This window comes from Psychrobacillus sp. FSL H8-0484 (genome assembly GCF_038005325.1).
Classification (GTDB): Bacteria; Bacillota; Bacilli; order Bacillales_A; family Planococcaceae; genus Psychrobacillus.
The window spans coordinates 684891-705057 of record NZ_JBBOSZ010000001.1 but is presented as its reverse complement, the minus strand read 5'-3'; the positions used below and the strand labels follow the sequence as shown (position 1 = coordinate 705057).

Annotated in this window: 24 protein-coding genes; 1 reads left to right on the top strand and 23 read right to left on the bottom strand. The window is 38.2% G+C overall.

Annotation, left to right across the window (positions count from 1 at the left end):
• Nucleotides 1-93: 93 nt before the first annotated feature.
• The 3 genes from MHH81_RS03370 to spoIID form a co-directional block, all read right to left on the bottom strand.
• The gene (locus MHH81_RS03370) at nucleotides 94-369 is read right to left on the bottom strand and encodes a sporulation transcriptional regulator SpoIIID (protein ID WP_340917872.1); all 276 of its coding nucleotides are present in this window, start codon (nucleotides 367-369) and stop codon (nucleotides 94-96) included.
• 68 nt (nucleotides 370-437) lie between these two features.
• Nucleotides 438-1097 carry a M23 family metallopeptidase gene (locus MHH81_RS03365; RefSeq protein WP_340917870.1) on the bottom strand — a complete coding sequence of 220 codons (660 nt, stop codon included), beginning with the start codon at nucleotides 1095-1097 and terminating at the stop codon, nucleotides 438-440.
• A gap of 31 nt (nucleotides 1098-1128) precedes the next feature.
• Nucleotides 1129-2070 (bottom strand): stage II sporulation protein D, encoded by a 942-nt coding sequence (gene spoIID / locus MHH81_RS03360; protein WP_340917866.1) that lies wholly within the window; start codon nucleotides 2068-2070, stop codon nucleotides 1129-1131.
• A gap of 615 nt (nucleotides 2071-2685) precedes the next feature.
• Here spoIID and MHH81_RS03355 point away from each other — a divergent pair.
• Nucleotides 2686-3660: a nuclease-related domain-containing protein gene (locus MHH81_RS03355; protein ID WP_340917864.1), complete on the top strand. Its 975-nt coding sequence runs from the start codon at nucleotides 2686-2688 to the stop codon at nucleotides 3658-3660.
• 189 nt (nucleotides 3661-3849) lie between these two features.
• Here the strand turns inward: MHH81_RS03355 and murA are convergent, their stop codons facing one another.
• The 20 genes from murA to MHH81_RS03255 form a co-directional block, all read right to left on the bottom strand.
• A complete protein-coding gene (gene murA / locus MHH81_RS03350; protein WP_340917861.1) occupies nucleotides 3850-5145 on the bottom strand; it encodes a UDP-N-acetylglucosamine 1-carboxyvinyltransferase in 1296 nt (431 codons plus the stop codon).
• A gap of 322 nt (nucleotides 5146-5467) precedes the next feature.
• Nucleotides 5468-5704, bottom strand: a complete 237-nt coding sequence (locus MHH81_RS03345; protein ID WP_340917859.1) for a DUF1146 family protein — start codon at nucleotides 5702-5704, stop codon at nucleotides 5468-5470.
• A gap of 77 nt (nucleotides 5705-5781) precedes the next feature.
• Nucleotides 5782-6186, bottom strand: a complete 405-nt coding sequence (locus MHH81_RS03340; protein WP_340917856.1) for a F0F1 ATP synthase subunit epsilon — start codon at nucleotides 6184-6186, stop codon at nucleotides 5782-5784.
• Nucleotides 6187-6210: 24 nt separating this feature from the next.
• Nucleotides 6211-7626 (bottom strand): F0F1 ATP synthase subunit beta, encoded by a 1416-nt coding sequence (atpD, locus tag MHH81_RS03335; RefSeq protein ID WP_340917854.1) that lies wholly within the window; start codon nucleotides 7624-7626, stop codon nucleotides 6211-6213.
• A 30-nt stretch (nucleotides 7627-7656) separates the two neighbouring features.
• A complete protein-coding gene (locus tag MHH81_RS03330) occupies nucleotides 7657-8517 on the bottom strand; it encodes a F0F1 ATP synthase subunit gamma (RefSeq protein WP_340917852.1) in 861 nt (286 codons plus the stop codon).
• 44 nt (nucleotides 8518-8561) lie between these two features.
• Complete coding sequence (atpA, locus tag MHH81_RS03325) at nucleotides 8562-10070, bottom strand: F0F1 ATP synthase subunit alpha (protein WP_340917850.1); 1509 nt, start codon at nucleotides 10068-10070, stop codon at nucleotides 8562-8564.
• 27 nt (nucleotides 10071-10097) lie between these two features.
• Complete coding sequence (locus tag MHH81_RS03320) at nucleotides 10098-10634, bottom strand: F0F1 ATP synthase subunit delta (RefSeq protein ID WP_340917847.1); 537 nt, start codon at nucleotides 10632-10634, stop codon at nucleotides 10098-10100.
• Nucleotides 10631-11152, bottom strand: a complete 522-nt coding sequence (gene atpF, locus MHH81_RS03315) for a F0F1 ATP synthase subunit B (RefSeq protein ID WP_340917845.1) — start codon at nucleotides 11150-11152, stop codon at nucleotides 10631-10633. Before atpF ends, MHH81_RS03320 begins: the two co-directional genes overlap by 4 nt.
• A gap of 130 nt (nucleotides 11153-11282) precedes the next feature.
• On the bottom strand, nucleotides 11283-11507 hold the full coding sequence (atpE, locus tag MHH81_RS03310; RefSeq protein ID WP_340917842.1) for a F0F1 ATP synthase subunit C: 225 nt from the start codon (nucleotides 11505-11507) through the stop codon (nucleotides 11283-11285).
• Between the two features lie 64 nt (nucleotides 11508-11571).
• Nucleotides 11572-12282 carry a F0F1 ATP synthase subunit A gene (gene atpB, locus MHH81_RS03305; protein ID WP_340917840.1) on the bottom strand — a complete coding sequence of 237 codons (711 nt, stop codon included), beginning with the start codon at nucleotides 12280-12282 and terminating at the stop codon, nucleotides 11572-11574.
• Nucleotides 12283-12308: 26 nt separating this feature from the next.
• A complete protein-coding gene (locus tag MHH81_RS03300) occupies nucleotides 12309-12683 on the bottom strand; it encodes an ATP synthase subunit I (protein WP_340917837.1) in 375 nt (124 codons plus the stop codon).
• Nucleotides 12684-12689: 6 nt separating this feature from the next.
• Entirely contained in the window at nucleotides 12690-12908 is a 219-nt protein-coding gene (locus tag MHH81_RS03295) for an AtpZ/AtpI family protein (RefSeq protein WP_340917835.1), read from the bottom strand.
• A gap of 201 nt (nucleotides 12909-13109) precedes the next feature.
• Nucleotides 13110-14225 (bottom strand): non-hydrolyzing UDP-N-acetylglucosamine 2-epimerase, encoded by a 1116-nt coding sequence (wecB, locus tag MHH81_RS03290; protein WP_340917833.1) that lies wholly within the window; start codon nucleotides 14223-14225, stop codon nucleotides 13110-13112.
• A gap of 18 nt (nucleotides 14226-14243) precedes the next feature.
• On the bottom strand, nucleotides 14244-14873 hold the full coding sequence (upp, locus tag MHH81_RS03285) for a uracil phosphoribosyltransferase (protein WP_340917830.1): 630 nt from the start codon (nucleotides 14871-14873) through the stop codon (nucleotides 14244-14246).
• 600 nt (nucleotides 14874-15473) lie between these two features.
• Complete coding sequence (glyA, locus tag MHH81_RS03280; protein ID WP_340917828.1) at nucleotides 15474-16736, bottom strand: serine hydroxymethyltransferase; 1263 nt, start codon at nucleotides 16734-16736, stop codon at nucleotides 15474-15476.
• A complete protein-coding gene (locus MHH81_RS03275) occupies nucleotides 16729-17274 on the bottom strand; it encodes a TIGR01440 family protein (RefSeq protein ID WP_340917826.1) in 546 nt (181 codons plus the stop codon). The genes glyA and MHH81_RS03275 overlap by 8 nt, the downstream gene beginning before the upstream one ends.
• 37 nt (nucleotides 17275-17311) lie before the next feature.
• Nucleotides 17312-17749, bottom strand: coding sequence for a ribose 5-phosphate isomerase B (rpiB, locus tag MHH81_RS03270; protein ID WP_340917823.1), 438 nt, complete (start codon nucleotides 17747-17749; stop codon nucleotides 17312-17314).
• Nucleotides 17750-17845: 96 nt separating this feature from the next.
• Nucleotides 17846-19153, bottom strand: a complete 1308-nt coding sequence (locus MHH81_RS03265; RefSeq protein WP_340917820.1) for a methyl-accepting chemotaxis protein — start codon at nucleotides 19151-19153, stop codon at nucleotides 17846-17848.
• The gene (locus tag MHH81_RS03260) at nucleotides 19150-19596 is read right to left on the bottom strand and encodes a low molecular weight protein arginine phosphatase (RefSeq protein ID WP_340917816.1); all 447 of its coding nucleotides are present in this window, start codon (nucleotides 19594-19596) and stop codon (nucleotides 19150-19152) included. The genes MHH81_RS03265 and MHH81_RS03260 overlap by 4 nt, the downstream gene beginning before the upstream one ends.
• A 58-nt stretch (nucleotides 19597-19654) precedes the next feature.
• Entirely contained in the window at nucleotides 19655-20158 is a 504-nt protein-coding gene (locus MHH81_RS03255; protein WP_340917814.1) for a manganese efflux pump, read from the bottom strand.
• Between the last annotated feature and the right edge of the window lie 9 nt (nucleotides 20159-20167).

Here is a 20167-nt window from a genome sequence, read left to right as displayed (position 1 = left end):
GGATTAACAGAACGAATATAGTCGGATATGCGAAATGCCTAGTTAATACAGCGATTAATACATTTCTAGACAATAAGAAAAAGTCGTGATTTGTTACAATTCACGACCTTTCCTATCTTCCTTTTTGGTTTTCCATTTTCTTTTCGTAGCTTCTCCACCTCGCAAATGCCTCACTGATTTGTGATACGCAAGTATTTCTTTGACTTCTCTTGCTAACTGCGGATCTACTAAATGGAGTCTTTCCGTTAAATCTTTGTGAACCGTACTTTTGGAATGCCCGGTTGTGCTCGCGATGGCACGAACGGTTTTTTTTGTTTCAATAACCATTTCACCTAAACGTATGCATCTATGACGAATCGTTTCGTGCACTAACTCTTCCTTTCGTTAGTAAAGGAACACTTTCCATCACTTTATGCATACGTATAAGGTATTATGAATTAAAAAGCTAGTAATGATTCCGGATTGATTAGTACTCCGTTTTCAAGTACTTCGAATTGCAAGTGAACTCCTGCATTTGGATTCCATTCATTTTCAGCAGCGGTTGCAAGAGATTGACCTTGTTCTACTACATCCCCAACTTTTACTAGAATGCCAGTGACTGAGCGATATTTTGTTTGCATACCATTTGCATGAGATAAGACGATTTCATCCCCTTCAAATGGGTCTAAATTGACTTCTTCTACTTTTCCACTTAATGCAGCGACAACTTCAAAAGGCTCGCTATTCATAGACAGAGATACACCTGTACTCATGATGTATGATTGTTTGAATACGACTAATGATTTCTCACGTGTCGCTTCATCAGCTTCCATGTCATAATAATGCTGTACAATCTCGACGTTATCTAACATGGTCTCTTTGAAAGGATATTTCATTGACTCTGCTTTAGCGTTCGTCTCAATTGTTACCTTATCGGTTTTACTCGCATCGGTCCATTCTGACTCTTCTGCTGAATCTGTGCTAACAAACACATTGTAACCCCAAATCATTCCTACAAATACTACCGAAAAACCAACATATACTACTGGCCAAAACCAAGGTTTCTTCGGGTCGTTCTTTTTCTTCTGAGAAGGCTTGTTTGATTGTTCTTCTCTCATTTTCATCACCTCAATTGCTATTCTTAGCAAATCATGGAGATTTTAAACATGGAGAAAAACTTTTTATTACTGTTCCTTTATAGTAATGAATTAAAATGTCATGAGCCTCTACAGAATCATTGGCTAAAACCTCTGCTCCATACTGACTCATCCCTACTCCGTGCCCATATCCTACGGTATCGACTACGACTTTATTAGATTGAAAAGATATAGAGAAATCGGTAGAGGGTAGTTCAAGTAAAGTACGCACTTCTCTGCCTGTCCATATTTTTCCGTTCATTTGTATAGACTCCACTCTATTAGAATCCGACTTCTTGACTTCTAGCGTATTTGGTATAGAAGACGACCACTTTAATCCAAATGCGTTCGCCCATTCTTTATTCGTGAATTCAAACTGTTTATTCATATTTTGCGCGTAAAGTTCTTCCTCTTCACTTGGAACGGAAACTAAGTAAGGAATGGCATAGCCACTGTAGTTCTCAGCACTTTCTGTCTGTCCGTTGCTCGTGGAGAAGAACATTGCAGTAATAAGTTGGTCTTTATATACAATGATTTCGCCTTCTGTGGACGCGATAATCTTTTGGAGTTTTGCTTCATATTGCTCGAAGGAACCCCCCCATTTTTTCTTCCGATCTTCTTCACTCGCATACACTTGCTTTTGCACCGTTTTGTCGATGGTTTTTTCTCCGTAATTTGTTGCTTTCAGCACATATGTCCTCGCAGCAATCGATTGTGCCTTTAATGCTTCTTCATGGAAGGTAATCGGCATTTCGGCAGCAACTACTCCTAATACATACGTTTCGAGAGGAATTTTCTCTTTAACCCCTTTCACTTCGATTAGTATTGGACAGGCAATTTCGAGTTTCGGTGTGATTTCTGGTACAGGTTTTACTACTTGCTTTTCTTTGATCAGTAAAAACGGTAAGAACAAGAGGCCAATGCAAAGGATTAATAAAAGGATATTTTGTTTCATAGGGGTACTATATGCTAGCAAGTAGATTCTAATGATTAAGTAGTTTTGAATTAATAGAATTTTTCTGTTGGAAGTAGTTTAGGAGAATTGGTTAGGGAGCCGAGACCATCTCATCCCAAAGCGATAACAATTATATTTTGAATACATTCATCCACGAGCTACTAGAGGTATTATTTTACAATAAATGACTTTATATGGCTTAATGAGACCAATATGTATGTAACCACAACCAATTGACTTCTAACCGAGATCAAATGACGACTAACCGAGACCATTTCATCCCAAATCGAGACCAATTATATTTTGAATACATTCCACGAGCTTCTGGAGGTATTATTTTACAATAAATAACATTATATGGCTTAACGAGACCAATATGTATGTAACCACAACCAATTGACTTCTAACCGAGATCAAATGACGACTAACCGAGACCATCTCATCCCAAAGCGAGACCAAATATGTTTTAAAATGCCAAAATTGAATTTTGAAGCATAAATAAGGATCAGAATTCAATTTTCCCATCATTTTTGTGCAATCTACCGTATAAAAATCGCGTTTTCATCGTTTTATTACACTAATACTATTATGGTATTCTAGCGGCGAGGTGATTTGATGATAGCAAAAAAATATTCCACCACTCTATATGTAGAAGCACTAAAAGCACTGTATAAACGTCTGCCAAGGAAGCATCCAAAGCTTAAATTGATTCAAGATGAATACCATCAAAAGGTTGCAGGTGATTTAGGTGAAGAAGTTGTGATGAAAGTGTTGGAGCAAGTACAATTGCCGTATAAGTTTTATGTATTCCACAATATTTCGTTATACACAGAATCTCTTTTTCAAATGGATATATTAATAATTTCCCCTTATTATGCGGTTATTTTTGAGGTGAAAAATATAAAAGGAGAAATTTCATTTACAACAAATCCCCTACAGCTTGTGCGAAAACTCGAAACTGGCGAAATCAATACATATGATAGCCCAGTTCTTCAACTAGAGGAATACGTATATCACTTAAACCAATTATTACGTGGCAAGCACATTCATTTGCCAATCTATAGTGCCATTGTCTTTGCTTTCAATAGTTATATAAAAACCTCTCCAAGTAATACAATTGTTTTGTCACGAAAAGAAATCAAATCTTTTTTAAGAAAAATCAAGATAGACAAACCTCTCCTTTCAAGTGAAGATCTAGATAAACTCAAAGACTGGATTCTAAACTCTAATTATGATTTTCTTCCCTTCCCTATATGCAACCACTTCTCTATATCACCTGAATCCATTTTAAAAGGAGTAGAATGCGTTCAGTGTGGTTTAATTGGCATGAGAAAGGTAAGTCATAATTGGTTTTGTCCACGCTGTAAAATCTATCACAAAAAGGCTCACGAACAAGCATTGAGGGATTATTTCTTTATCTATAAAAATACGATGACTAACAAGGAATGTCAGCAATTTTTAAAATTAAATAACAAGCATGAAGCAACAAGAATTCTGAAAAACAGCATGCTAATGAAGACCGGTCAATCTCGGAACGCTAAATATAGCATCTTGTTTTCGAAATTAAATGACTTAACGAGAACAATTTAAACTAAACCACAACTTACTCTGAAATTCGACACCATATTTCTTTCTAAGCTTAATCTTTACGAATAACGATTATTGTCTAATCGAGACCAATCACATCGCAAACACACCAGTCACAACCATTCCCTCTATCCTTAAGCAATTGATAAAAGCACTATCCATGTATACTTGGATAGTGCTTTACATATATTATTATACGAATTGTACTGTTTTCTCTGTGCTTTCGCTTCCGATGCGTTCGATATCTGCACCAAGTGCTGCAAGCTTCTTGTCAAAATCGACATAGCCGCGATCTAAGTGATATAGCTCTGTAACACGAGTTATACCTTCTGCGACTAAACCAGCGATGATTAATGCTGCTGCAGCGCGTAAGTCCGTTGCTGCAACTTCTGCACCTTGTAAATTAGATGGAGACTCCATGATCACAGAGCGACCTTCAATTTTCATATTACCATTCATGCGTCTGAATTCTTCCACGTGCATAAAACGATTTTCGAAAACTGTTTCCGTAATGATACCTGTTCCGTGTGCTGTCATCATTAATGCCATCATCTGCGATTGCATATCAGTAGGGAAACCAGGATGTGGCATTGTTTTAATATCTACAGATTTTAAATCGCCTGTAGATCGTATACGAAGACCTTCATCCTCTTCTGTGATTTCGATACCCATTTCTTGCATTTTAGAAATTAGAGCCGTCATATGCTCAGGCACGGCGTTTTCAATCAGAACATCGCCTTTTGTAATCGCTGCTGCTACCATGAAAGTACCAGCTTCGATGCGATCCGGGATAATATGGTGTTCCGTACCGTGAAGTTCAGTTACACCCTCAATTCGAATTGTATCCGTACCAGCACCTTTTACACTGCCGCCCATTTCATTGATAAAATTAGCTAAATCGACAATTTCCGGTTCCTTAGCAGCGTTTTCGATTACTGTCGTACCTTCTGCAAGTGCTGCTGCAGTCATGATATTTTCAGTAGCGCCAACACTTGGTACATCTAAATAAATTTTTGCACCTTGTAAGCGACCATTTGTTTTTGCTTCTACAAAACCATGTCCGAATGAAATTTCTGCACCCATTGCTTCAAAGCCTTTTAAATGTTGATCGATTGGTCTTGATCCGATTGCACAACCGCCTGGAAGAGCTACACGAGCAAATCCATTACGCGCTAAGATTGGTCCCATAACAAGTATAGAAGCACGCATTTTACGTACATACTCAAATTGTGCCTCACTAGAAAGTCTTTGTTGTGAATCAATGATCACTTCATTTTTCTCGGGACTATAGGTTATTTCTGTATTTAAACTTTTTAAAACTTCATTTATTGTCAAAACATCTGCAAGAGTCGGTACATCTTTAATAATATTTTTTCCCTTTGTCGCAAGTAAAGCTGCTGCTAGAACTGGTAGAACAGCATTTTTAGCTCCTTCTACTCGCACTTTACCTTGTAACGTTTGGCCGCCTTTAACAACGATTTTATCCACTTCGTTCCCTCCGAGTTCATTATCCTCATTTGCTTTTATATAAAAGAAATATGTATGATGTCATATTTTAGGTTTACAAAACATTATCATCATACAACGTATTTCGACTATATACAAGCATCTAAAACACTATTTTCAATGGCTTTATTGGTAAATTTTCTTGTTCTATTATACGTAATACCCTGTCTTTTCGTGTAGATAATTATAAATTACCCTACAATGTTTCTCCTAAAACCTATTAGAAAAGAAATTTCCCAGGAAATATGAGGAGATTCTACATGCTCATACAAACTTGTCCATAATTTGCATGAGCATATAGGATCTAATTAAATAGATACTGTAATTGACTTGACCATGCAGTTAGATTTAAGAAAAAATTTGCAACGCTAGAGCCAATCATAACACTAGCTAAAATATAAAAAAGCTGAGCTTGAAACACGTGATTTTTTTTAATAAGCTTGTCTACCATTAATGATTGTAACGCATAAAAGGCAATACCTATAAAGAAAATATTGGCTAAAATTGCAATCACTGCTTGCTCCCCATTCAATAAGCCCATTATATTTCCCTCTCTTTCTATTTCTTAAAGATAAAAAACGGACAGAAATAAATCTGCCCGTTACATAACCATTCAAATTAAATGTTACCCTCATAAACGTTGATACGATTCATTGCACGTTTCAAAGCAAGGTCAGCACGATTGAAATCAATCGAATCTTGCTTAGTTTGAAGACGTTCTTCTGCACGTTTCATCGCTTCTTTTGCACGAGCTAAATCGATCGTTGAAGCAACCTCGGCTGATTGTGTTAAAATCGTAACCTTTTCAGGACGAACTTCTACAAATCCTCCGTTTACTGCAACGTACTCGGTTTTCCCATCTTTTTTCAACTTAACTACACCAATAACAAGTGGCGCAACCGTTGGAATATGACCAGGTAAAATACCGATTTCACCGGATGCTGTTTTAGCGATAATCATGTCTACTTCAGAATCGTATACCGGGCCGTCGGGAGTGACAATATTGACTGTAAGTGTCTTCATATTTTTACCTCCAGGTCCGAATTATTATACTTCTACGCCCATGCTTTTCGCTTTTTCAACAACTTCTTCAATGCGTCCTACTAGACGGAAAGCATCTTCTGGTAAGTGGTCATATTTTCCTTCAAGAATTTGTTTAAATCCTTCAACAGTTTCTTTAACTGGAACGTATGAACCTTTTTGACCTGTAAATTGTTCTGCAACATGGAAGTTTTGAGATAGGTAGAACTGAATACGACGAGCACGGTTAACCGTTGACTTGTCTTCGTCACCTAATTCATCCATACCTAAGATTGCAATGATATCTTGAAGCTCTTTATAGCGTTGTAATGTAGATTGTACTTGACGAGCTACATTATAATGCTCTTGACCTACGATTTCTGGAGAAAGCGCACGAGAAGAAGAAGCTAAAGGATCCACGGCTGGGTAGATACCCATCTCAGATAATTTACGCTCTAAGTTTGTTGTTGCATCTAAGTGAGCAAAAGTTGTCGCTGGAGCTGGATCCGTATAGTCATCGGCTGGTACATAAATCGCTTGGATTGATGTTACAGAACCAGTATTAGTTGACGTGATACGCTCTTGCAATTGACCCATTTCAGTAGCAAGTGTTGGTTGGTAACCAGCTGCAGATGGCATACGACCTAAAAGAGCCGAAACCTCAGAACCTGCTTGTGTGAAACGGAAGATATTATCGATGAATAAAAGTACGTCTGCACCTTGCTCATCACGGAAATATTCAGCCATTGTAAGACCAGTTAAAGCTACACGCATACGTGCGCCAGGTGGCTCATTCATTTGACCGAATACCATTGCTGTTTTCTTAATAACGCCTGAATCGCTCATCTCGTGGAATAAGTCATTTCCTTCACGCGTACGCTCACCAACACCAGCGAATACCGAAATACCACCATGTTCTTGAGCAATGTTGTTAATAAGTTCTTGGATAAGAACTGTTTTCCCTACGCCGGCACCACCGAATAGACCGATTTTACCACCTTTAATATATGGTGCTAAAAGATCTACTACTTTGATACCTGTTTCAAGAATTTCAACTTCTGTTGAAAGGTTTTCGAATGTTGGAGCTTGACGGTGAATTGGATCACGACGGTCTTCCGCTGAAATCTCTTCCCCTAAGTCAATAACATCACCTAGTACGTTGAATACACGTCCTAATGTTACGTCACCAACTGGAACAGAAATTGCTGCACCAGCATCGATTACCTCTGTACCACGCTTAAGGCCGTCAGTTGATGCCATAGCAATAGTACGAACAGAGTCATCTCCTAAGTGTAAAGCTACTTCTAATGTTAACGTTGAAGGCGCTTGGTTTGGACGTTCAATCGCTACAGTTAATGCATTATAGATAGCTGGTAAATGGCCATTGTCAAACTTTACGTCAACAACTGGACCCATTACTTGTAGTACTTGTCCTTTGTTCACTACTGTTCCCTCCTGTCTTACTTTTCTTCACTATTCTAGAGCCGCTGCGCCGCCTACAATTTCTGTAATTTCTTGCGTAATTGCTGCTTGGCGTGCTCGGTTATAAACTAATGTTAAGTTGCTAATTAAATCAGCTGCGTTGTCTGTCGCACTCTTCATGGCGGACATACGTGAAGCATGTTCACTGGCTTTACCATCGAGTAATGCACCAAAAATTAGGCTTTCCGCATATTGAGGAAGTAACACTTCAAGAATTGCTTCAGCTGAAGGTTCAAATTCATAAGAAGCTGTTGTGCCTGTTTCTACTGCAATATCCGTAAGTGGCAGTACCTTTTTCTCTGTAACTTCACTAGAAATGGCACTGACAAAGTGGTTGTAGTACATATAAAGTTCATCATATGTACCATCCGTGAACATACCAACAGCTTTGCGCGCTATTTCTTTAATATCAGAAAAAGCAGGTTGATCTGGTAAACCTATAACTTCTCCGATTACATTCGAACCACGTTTTTGGAAGAAGTCACGTCCCATACGACCAATTGCTAAAACTACATACTCATCTTTTGACGAATGTCGCTCCGCTATAGCATTTGCAACAGCACGTATAACGTTACTGTTGTAAGCTCCAGCTAAACCACGATCTGAAGTAATGACAAGATATGCTGTCTTTTTCACAGGACGAGAAGTTAACATTGGATGTCCACTATCACTTGTACCTGATGCAATTGCACCTACTACTTCTTGAATTTTCGCCATGTAAGGAACATATGCTTTCGCATTTTCTTCCGCACGGCTCAATTTAGATGCAGAAACCATTTGCATGGCTTTCGTAATTTGACTTGTTTTCTTTGTAGACGTAATTTTACTTTTAATGTCGCGTAATGATGCCACTGGTATTTCACCACCTTATCGTTTTTTTCACTTAGACAAAAGAATTATTCAGATTTAGCGAAAGTCTTTTTAAACGCAGTAATTGCATTATTCAAGTCTTCTTCTGAAGGAAGATCTTTAGTCGTGCGAATATGATCTAAAACGTTTGTGTGGTTTGAATCTATCCAGCTGTTTAATTCAGCTTCAAAACGAGTAATATCTTTAACTGGAATATCATCTAAATGGCCACGTGTTAGAGCGTATAAAATAAGTACTTGTTTTTCCACTTTAATAGGGCTATTCAAGTCTTGTTTTAATACTTCTACTGTACGTACACCACGATTAAGTTTTGCTTGAGTTGCAGCGTCAAGATCTGATCCAAATTGAGAGAATGCTTCAAGTTCACGGAATGCAGCTAAGTCAAGACGTAGTGTACCCGCAACTTTTTTCATTGCTTTAATTTGAGCTGAACCACCAACACGAGATACAGATAAACCAGCATTGATTGCTGGACGTACGCCCGAGAAGAATAGATCAGATTGTAAGAAGATTTGACCATCTGTAATAGAAATTACGTTTGTTGGAATATAAGCAGAGATATCTCCAGCTTGCGTTTCAACGAACGGTAATGCTGTGATAGAACCAGCACCAAGTGTTTCATTTAACTTCGCAGCGCGCTCAAGAAGACGGCTGTGTAAGTAGAATACATCCCCTGGATATGCTTCACGACCTGGAGGACGACGAAGTAGTAATGAAAGTTCACGGTATGCAGCAGCTTGTTTTGATAAATCATCATAAACGATTAACACATGCTTGCCTTCAAACATGAACTCTTCAGCCATTGTTACACCAGCATAAGGAGCTAGGTAAAGTAATGGAGCTGGTTGTGATGCAGATGCAGTTACAACGATTGTGTAATCTAAAGCACCTTTTTTACGAAGTGTTTCTACAACGTTACGAACAGTCGATTCTTTTTGACCGATAGCAACATAGATACAAATCATATCTTGGTCTGCTTGGTTAAGAATTGCATCAATCGCAACAGATGTTTTACCTGTTTGACGGTCACCGATGATTAACTCACGTTGCCCACGTCCGATTGGTACAAGAGCGTCAATTGCTTTAATACCTGTTTGAAGTGGCTCATGTACTGATTTACGCGCCATAACTCCTTGTGCAGGGCTTTCGATTGGACGAGATTTAGTAGTTGCAATAGGACCTAGTCCGTCAACTGGTTGGCCAAGTGGATTGACAACGCGGCCAATCAATTCTTTACCAACAGGAACTTCCATAATACGGCCAGTTCGACGTACTTCATCGCCTTCTTTGATGTCTGTGTATGGTCCAAGGATAACGATACCAACGTTATTCGCTTCCAAGTTTTGTGCCATACCTAACACACCAGTTGAGAATTCTAATAATTCTCCAGCCATGACGTTGTCGAGGCCATGAGCAAGAGCGATACCGTCACCAATTTTAATGACTGTACCAACGTCGCTAACTTTCATCTCAGATTCATAATTCTCAATCTGCTGTTTAATCAAGACACTGATTTCTTCAGCTTTGATGCTCATGTATGTCACCTCTCTAAATTCATAATATTAACCGATCAAGTTACGTTTTAAGCGATCTAGTTTTGTACTTAGACTGCTATCGTAAATGCGGTTTCCGATTTGAACACGCATTCCACCAATGATTGATGGATCTACAATGTTTTGAATACGTAAAGATTGTTTCCCTACATTTTTTGCAAATACAGTAGAGACGTTTGCACGCTCTTCTTCTGTTAATTCACGTGTAGTATATACTTTCGCTTCTGCAACACCTTGTGCATCGTACGAAAGTGCCATAAATTCAGTAATAATGCCTGAAACTTCACCTAATCTTTTCTTATCAATAAGCACTAAAAGTGTATTAATAACAATTGGATTAGCATTGTTGAAAACTTCGCGGATTAACTCTTTTTTCTTGTCTAATGAAAGCTTTGGAGATGTGAATAAAGTTTTCAAATCTTTATTGCCATTCCAGACAACTTTAAGTTCGCGTAGATCATTTTCTACTGATTGAAGCTCATTTTTTTGTTGTGCTAATTCGAATAAAGCGATTGCGTAACGTTTAGCTGCAGTTGAATTACTCACTTAGCTTCCCCTGCCTTCGCAATCGTTGCCTCGATTAGCGCACGGTTATCTTCTTCCGAAACTTCTTTTTCAAGAACTTTGGACGCTGCAAGTACTGAAAGTGAAACTACTTCTTCACGTACTGCTGCAATCGCTCTTTCTTTTTCTGTATCGATTTCACGGATAGCAGATTCTTTCAAACGCGCTGCTTCAGTACGAGCAGTTGTGATAATTTCTTCACGAGATGCTTCGCCTTGCTTTTTCGCATTTTCTACAATCGCTAATGCTTCTGTACGCGCTTCTTTTAATAAGTCACGTTGTTCTTCAAGTAATCGCGCTGATTCATTGCGGCTATTTTCTGCTGCTTCGATTTCGCTTGCGATTAACTCTTCACGTTGATTCATAATACCCATAAGCGGGCCCCATGCTACTTTCTTCAATAAAAACATAAGTAGTGTAAAGAAGAATAAAGTAGCTAAGATATCCCATATATTCAAGCCATGGCCACTCGCACCAAGTACAAGGTAATCAAAAGACACGATTGTTTCACTCCTTTCAAACGCTAATAAGAGATCTTACTTCTATAATGTAATGTTATACTCATTGTTTTCTAATTCATAAAGAGAATGGCGGAAATGTTTCCGCCATTTCATCCTGTTGAAGTTGTTCTTATTTGTTTAATACGATGAACGCGATAACTGCTGCGATGATTGGAAGTGCCTCAACTAATGCTACCCCAATGAACATAACTGTTTGTAAAGATCCACGCGCTTCTGGTTGACGAGCGATACCCTCTACTGTTTTTGAAACGATTAAACCGTTACCGATACCTGCACCAAGTGCACCTAAACCGATTGCTATAGCTGCTGCTAAAAGACCAACTGAACCTACCATTGTGTAATTTCCTCCTTGGAATGTTGTTTTATTTATTTCTGCTTAGTAATACTGAGCAGTTATATTAATGGTCAGACGACACTTTATGTGACATATAAACCATTGTTAACATAACGAAAATGAATGCTTGGATTCCACCGATAAATAGTGAGAAACCTTGCCATGCCATTGCTGGAATAATTGCTCCAACAAAGCCAAAAATATTAGATGTTGCTAAGCCTGCAAGTAGTCCTAAAAGAACTTCCCCTGCATAGATATTTCCGTAAAGACGTAGACCGAGTGTCAACGTATTTGCGAATTCTTCCATTACTTTTAAAGGAGCTAAAAAAGGAAGTGGTTTTAAGTAATCTTTACCATATTCTTTTATGCCCTTCGCTTTGATACCATAGTAGTGCGTTAATAGAATAATCATTACTGCAAGTGTCATCGTTACCGTCGGATCTGCTGTTGGAGATTTCCACCAAAGCACACCATCATACGATATCGAAAATGGTAGACCTAACACGTTTGCTACAAAAACAAACATGATTAATGTGATACCAAGAATATGGAATCTTCCACCTGTTTGCCAGTCAAAGTTACTTTTAATAATGCCTTTTACGAAGTCCATAATCCACTCCATGAAGTTCTGCATACCAGTTGGCTTCAGCTTCAAGTTTCTTGTCGCTATAAAAGCGATCAAAAATACGATGAGTGTTGTGACTGCAAGCATCAGGATATTCGACCAGTTTCCGTGCATCCCTAAAAACTCAAAAGTGGGATTTTTATGTTCCACGATTAATTCACCTCACTTTCACAATCTCATTGTTGGTGTCTTGCATAATACATAATTCGTTCTACTAAAAGCAGAACATAGGGAATCATTAATCCAATGACTGTGCTTATAACATGAATATACTGTGGAAGTGCAAGTGCTATTGCAACAGCTGCAACGCCAGATGCGAAGCGGAATGTTGTACCGAGACCTGCTCGTCCTTTTCCATTTGTTAACACACGGTCAAATTTCTCCATTCTACGTACTAGAATCCAGAAATTATACAGACCAAACAAAGAACCTAGTGCTAAGCCTGCAAAAATTGTCGAATACGGGGTAAACCCCCAACCTAGCGCACATACTGCGAGCAAAAAAAATATGTACTTTTTCTGCTTTTTATAGATATGTTGCATTTCATGCATTGGTCTTTAGTCTCCTGAATCATATTTTCGAATGGTAGCAATAAGTGCTATCACGCCAACCGAGAGGCCGAGTAATAGGCATATTACTAAAAATACTGGAGTGGTTCCATAAGTATTGTCAATCCACATTCCTGTGAATGTACCTATTAAGATAGAACCAACAAGCTGTGAGAGAATCGCTGAATACATAGCTATCCCTTGTAACGGACGTCTTATTTGACGCATAAAAGTTTCCTCACGTTTTTCCTGTTAAAGTAAAAACTGTGAATCTAGTAGAAAGTTGATACATCAAGTGTTTCAAGCACGAAACACCTATATTGATTATCCTTTGTAAGCATACAATAGGGCCAATTTGATGTCAATTAGTAGAAGTGAAAAACTTCACAAATACTTCTCATTTGACATCTTATCGACAAATTTAAAAAATTATTTTTGTTTTAAATATTCTTTTAAAGCATCCACTATCTTTTCTGAAGCTTTGCCATCCCCATAAGGATTACTCGCTTTCGCCATTTCGTTATAAGCAGTTGGGTTAGATAAAAGCTCATTTGCTAATCGGAAAATAGTTTCTTCTTCAGTTCCTGCTAGTTTCAACGTTCCAGCTTCAATTCCTTCTGGTCGTTCTGTTGTATCGCGAAGAACGATTACTGGTTTCCCTAACGAAGGCGCTTCTTCTTGAACTCCACCAGAATCCGTCAGAATAATAAATGATCTAGCCGCGAAATTGTGAAAATCTAATACTTCTAACGGTTCGATTAAATGAATACGATCATTTTCTCCAAGAATGTCGTTTGCTATTTCTCTTACCGCTGGGTTCATATGAACCGGATACACTACTTGTACATCCTCATGTTCTACTAATAATCGATTAATAGCTCGGAACATATTGCGCATTGGCTCTCCCAAATTTTCTCGACGATGGGCTGTTAAAAGAATTACTCGACTATTTTGTAGCTTCTCTAAAATAGGATGCGTATAATCTTCTTTTACAGTTGTTTGAAGTGCATCAATCGCTGTATTACCAGTAACAAAAATCCGATCACTTAGCTTATTTTCAGCAAGTAAATTTGCTCGAGATTTTTCCGTTGGCGCAAAATGTATATCTGCCATTACTCCCGTTAGTTGTCTATTCATTTCTTCAGGAAAAGGAGAATATTTATTCCATGTACGAAGTCCTGCTTCTACATGACCGATTGCAATTTGGTTATAAAAAGCCGCTAGACTAGCAACAAATGTTGTAGACGTATCTCCATGAACGAGCACGATGTCTGGTTGTGCTTCTTTCATGACTGCGTCAAGACCTTCAAGTGCTCTAGTTGTTATATCAACTAAAGTTTGACGATCCTTCATCATATTTAAATCATAATCCGGCTTTATATTAAATGTTTCAAGCACTTGGTCAAGCATTTGACGATGTTGAGCCGTCACTGTAACGATTGATTCAATTTCTTCTTGATGTTTTTGAAGTTCAAGAACAAGAGGAGCCATTTTTATCGCTTCTGGTCTCGTTCCAAATATCGTCATTACTTTCCATTTACGCATGAAATTTATACACTCCTTTTATTTCGTACCGAATAAACGGTCACCAGCGTCACCTAAGCCAGGCACGATATAGCCATGGTCATTTAGTTTTTCATCAAGTGCAGCAATATAAATATCTACATCTGGATGTGCTTTTTGAAGAGCTTCTACACCTTCTGGAGCTGCGATTAGACACATAAACTTAATACTTGTTGCTCCGCGTTTTTTTAGTGAATTAACAGCTTCTATTGCAGAACCACCCGTTGCAAGCATTGGATCCACTAGAATGAAATCACGATCTGCAACGTCTGCAGGAAGTTTTACGTAGTATTCTACTGGTTGCAATGTTTCTGGATCACGGTAAAGACCAATATGCCCAACTTTTGCAGCAGGAATCAGTTTTAATATACCATCAATCATTCCAATTCCAGCTCGTAGTATAGGAACAATCCCTAATTTTTTCCCAGCTAATACTTTCGATTTTGTGGTCTGTACAGGTGTTTCTACTTCCGTTTCTTCTAATGGAAGATCACGAGTAATTTCAAAGGCCATGAGTGTAGCTACCTCATCTACAAGTTCACGGAATTCCTTTGTTCCAGTGTTTACATCACGGATATATGTAAGTTTGTGTTGAATAAGCGGGTGATCGAATACAAATACTTTTGGCATATTGCATAACTCCTTTATCTTTTAATTTAAATTCTATTAATTATAACAAAAAAAGCAGTTCACATACTAGTAAACCCAAGTTTTAATATTGCGTCTATTTCTCCAGAGTTCCTCGTTTGTAAAAACATACCTAAAGAAGAAAACAAAGTATGGCTTCACAGTGGATAATACAAAAATCAGTGTTCCTTTTAAACTCCATATTATGCATTTAAGGTTATTATTTTTTTCCAATGTATTGATTTCCGTTCCAGACGGACGCTTTCCGCGGGCATGGCTTCAGTCTCCTCAGGCCAACACGATGTTGGTCACGAAGGCGTTGAGGCCCAAAGGATGTGGGTCATGCAATCGTTGCCGCAGGACGCGGCGAACTTAGATTGCCTTCCATTGGAGGTGGCGTTCTTAGCCTTTGTCCCTTTGTTCGCTCCGGCCTTCAGCTCACGCTATTCCCGCTGGAGTCGTCGTCTTTCACTACAATCAATTGCCTACAAAAATAGTAGTTTAATAAAAAGTATACAAAAAACAGGTGTAGAAAAAGACTCGTTTTTCTACACCTGTTTCAATTTATGGGCTTATTGGACAACCCCCATTTAAATTATTCTATTAGATATATAATGGGTATTTATTTGTTAAAGCTTCTACTCTATCTTTTGATTCTTTTAATACAGTAGCATCTTCATGGTTTTTCAATAGTTTTGCAATAATTGAAGCAATTTCTTTCATTTCTTCTTCTTTAAACCCACGGGAAGTAACAGCTGGTGTACCAATACGAACTCCAGATGTAATAAACGGACTAGAAGTATCGAATGGAATCGTGTTTTTATTCACGGTAATACCAACCTCATCTAGTACATGCTCCGCAACTTTACCAGTTAAGCCTAAAGCAGAAACGTCTAGCAGCATTACATGGTTATCCGTTCCACCAGAAACGATACGAATGCCTTCAGCCGTTAAACTATCAGCTAATGTTTGAGCATTTGCAATTACTTGCGCTTGATATTCTTTAAATTCAGGTTGTTGTGCTTCACCAAAAGCTACTGCTTTTGCAGCGATAACGTGCATTAATGGGCCACCTTGAATTCCAGGGAAAATTGTTTTATCAATTTTCTTCGCAAACTCTTCTGTTGTTAAGATCAACCCACCACGTGGTCCGCGTAATGTCTTATGTGTAGTAGATGTAACGAAATGTGCATATGGAACTGGGTTAGGATGAAGACCCGCAGCCACTAAACCTGCGATATGAGCCATATCTACAAATAAGTATGCTCCTACTTCATCAGCAATTTCACGGAATTTAGCAAAATCAATAATACGAGAGTATGCACTTGCTCCAGCAACGATCATTTTTGGTTTGTGTTCTAACGCTTTAGCACGAACATCTTCATAATCGATCATTTCTGTTTCTTTGTTTACTCCATAATCAATGAAATTATATTGAATTCCACTAAAGTTTACAGGAGAACCGTGTGTCAAATGCCCACCATGGGACAGGTTCATACCTAAAATCGTGTCACCTGGTTGTAAAGCAGTCATATATACAGCCATGTTCGCTTGTGAACCAGAATGTGGTTGTACGTTTGCATGCTCTGCTCCAAAAATTTCTTTCAGACGATCACGAGCAATATCTTCTACTACGTCTACATGCTCACAGCCACCATAGTAACGTTTACCAGGGTAACCTTCTGCATATTTGTTTGTCAGTACAGAGCCTTGTGCCTCCATTACTGCTTCTGATACGAAGTTTTCTGATGCGATTAACTCAATATTCGCTTGTTGACGTTTTTTCTCGGCAAGCATTGCCTCGTAAACTGCTAGATCTTGTGATTGAATTTTTTCCACTTTAGTTCCTCCTCTAATATCATCCATAAAATGCACGCGTCCCGCCAATGAGCTTTGGACGCGTTTTCGCAATCGTTACGACTGCTTCCCCAATTTGCTTAATAGACACACGAATTGGCACAGCTACAGGTTGTAGCTGCATACCAATCATAGTTTGTCCTATATCAATGCCAGCCTGTGCTTGAACATGCTCGACTACTACAGGGTCTTGAAATTGAGTGTATGCGAAAGCCGACATAGAGCCGCCCGCTAGAACAACCGGAATAACAGAAACTTCCGATAGTCTATATAGTTTTTGTGTTTTTCTTTCCATTGTAATAGCCCGATTAATATGTTCACAGCCTTGAAAAGCAAGATGCACCTTATTACGCTCTGCAAATACTCTTAATGGATCGAATAAAACTTCCGCTATTTCTAAACCACCAGCAGTTCCTATTTTCTGTCCTTTTACTTCAGAGGTCGAACAGCCAATGACGAAAAGATCATCTTCATGTAAGTCTATTTGCTGCTCCACTTCCAGGAGAAGCTGTTCGATTTGTTGTTGCCACAAATTTTTTGCTTCCATCTGAAATCCCCTTTACTTTAGACTGTTTTTTTATTAATTAATTTTCTAATGCTGAAATTTTTTCCACACGGCGTACATGACGACCACCTTCGAAATCTTGTGCAAGCCATGTTGCTACAATTTCTCTAGCAAGGCCAGGACCTATAACTCGTTCGCCCATTGCAAGAACGTTCGAGTCATTATGACATCTTGTAGCTTTAGCAGAAAATACATCATGTACTAAAGCGCAACGAATGCCTTTTACTTTGTTAGCAGCAATCGACATACCAATACCTGTACCACAAATTAAGATTCCACGATCAAACTCCCCACTAACTACTGCTTCAGTAACAGGTATTGCATAGTCGGGATAGTCAACTGAATCGTCGGTGTTTGGACCAAAATCCTCATAAGAAAGTCCAAGCTCTTCTATCTGTTGAATAATTTCCTTACGAAGATTATTACCTCCGTGGTCGGAAGAAATTGCAATTTTCAATTTGTTCCCTCTTTTCTGTTTAGTACTCCATCTTATCATACCATTTTTCTGCATAAAAAAATACAATTCACACAAAGTGAATTGTATTTAAATGAACTATTTTGACGAATTTCTGTCAAATTGCGAAATAACCTTGAATAATTCTTCCGATTGACGCTTTAATCCGAACGATAATTGATCTATTTGCTCAATTGATCGTGCTTGTTCATCTGTTGCACTTCTTACCTCTTCTGCTCCAGCAGACGTTTCTTCTGCAATTGCCGCTACGTCTTGTGATTGACGAGCAGTACTCTCTATATTCGTCAGTTGTCTTTCAATGAGCGTAGAAATCTCAACGACAGATTCAGCCATTTCATGTATTTTATTAGACATACCTTCCACCGCTGCATTTGTTTCTGAAACGCGTTTTGCTTCTCCCACTGCGAAGCTTACCTGATTAGTCATTTGTTGCACCACTGTCTGTACATCCGTTTGAATAGCCAGTATTAACTCTGAAATACCTTGAACTGCTTTCGCACTCTCATCTGCTAGTTTACGTACTTCTTCAGCTACCACTGCAAAGCCTTTACCATGTTCGCCAGCACGAGCGGCCTCAATGGAAGCATTTAATGCTAGTAAATTTGTTTGCGCTGCAATATCCCCTACTAGTTGAATAATACTTTCCACTTTTCTTGCATTTTCTTCTAATTGATGGACATTCCCTAATGCAGATTCACTACCAGAAGCAATTTTTTGAATCCCGTTTACAAGCGATTGGATGACATCTGTTGTTTGTGCAAGTCCTCTAATCATCTCTTTGGATTGAACGGAAGATCTTTCCGCACGTTTATTAACTTCTGACGCAAGCACACGTACATCTTCTACTGATTCTGCAGTTTCTTGAACTGCTACAGCTGATTGTTCTGCACCTTCAGATATTTGAGCTATCGTATGTGCAATCGCTTCTGCTTGCTCTGAAGCAACCGAAGATTCTTTTGAAAGGCTTTGCACTGTATTATTTGTTTTATCAAAATTTTCTTCTATACTTTGAACCACTTCTCTTAAGTTCACTAGCATTGCTTGGAATGCAACTGCTACTGATTGAATTTCATCTTTTGACTTTGGTACTTCCACGTCCACACCAATTTTTCCTTCTGAAGCAAGTATGGCAACTTTTTCTAAATTAAATAAAGGTTTTATTATAAGACCACTGAATATATAAGCTAATAAACCAGACCAAAAAACTCCCGCAGCATAAGTTAGAATTTCAAATGTGATAGACCCTGTTGTCTTATCTAATAAAAAAGGTTGTACATAATTAATAAACAATGCACTTGTAGAGTACGTAATTACTGCTAATACTGTTACAAATAGCACAATCTTCTTTTGGATTCCAAAAGCGTGCTTCTTTTTCTTTTCTTTCATCGCTGTTCCCCCTGAAGTTTTTTTACTAGTTCATCTGTTAATGCAGATAGTTCTTTAAACGTGTGTTCATATGTACGTAAGCTTCCACCATATGGATCGGTTACATCTTGCGTATTTCCAGGTACTACAAATTCTTTGTACATATACACTTTCGATATCGCCTGTGGAAATGCCTGAATAATTGTATGTTTGTGAGATCCAGTCATCGTTAAAATGAGATCCGCCCAATCTATTAATGATTCATTTATAGAAGTTGATTTATGAGCGAAAGATATAGACTCATTTTCCAAGACTATTTTCCCATTTGAAGACATATTTCCTCCATCCATCGCATAGATACCTGCCGATCGAACCTCTACGCTCTCTAGTTTTCGGTCTTTCAGTATCGCTTCTGCTATAGGGCTTCTACATGTATTTCCAGTGCAAACAAATAAAATATTCATAGCTACATTTCCTCATCTCTAGTATATATTAATTAGTCTGATAAAAGTTTGAAAATTTCTAAATATTTTTCAACGTAATGATTCCCATTAGTAAAATTAACAAACCAGCTACTTTCATTAAGATACCCCTACCCATAAATGCATGTTTAAAAATAAATTTTTGCGCAAAAATAACTCCAAAAAAGGAAAATAAACCTGCGCTTAATATAAACATGACTTTTTCCACTCTAAGCATACCAAATGAAATACTGACTGAAAAGGTATCAAAGCTCGCGACAACCGCAAGAATATATGGAGATAATAGTGGAACTTGTTTTGGAGATTGAGTCAGAATCATTTGTAGCCCAACTAAAGCTAATAGCACTCCAGATAAATAAGGACTTGCATTTTGCAAATAACTTTGCACGAGAATACCTGCATAATACCCTATTAAAGGGAAAAGCATATGTAAGGATGCCACCCATGCTGCAAGAGTTAATAGTTGTTTTCTATAGGATACAAGAGAAAATAATATTAATACATCTACTGACATTAGTCCGCCTGCCAAAATTTCACGCCACAAAAAAATCTC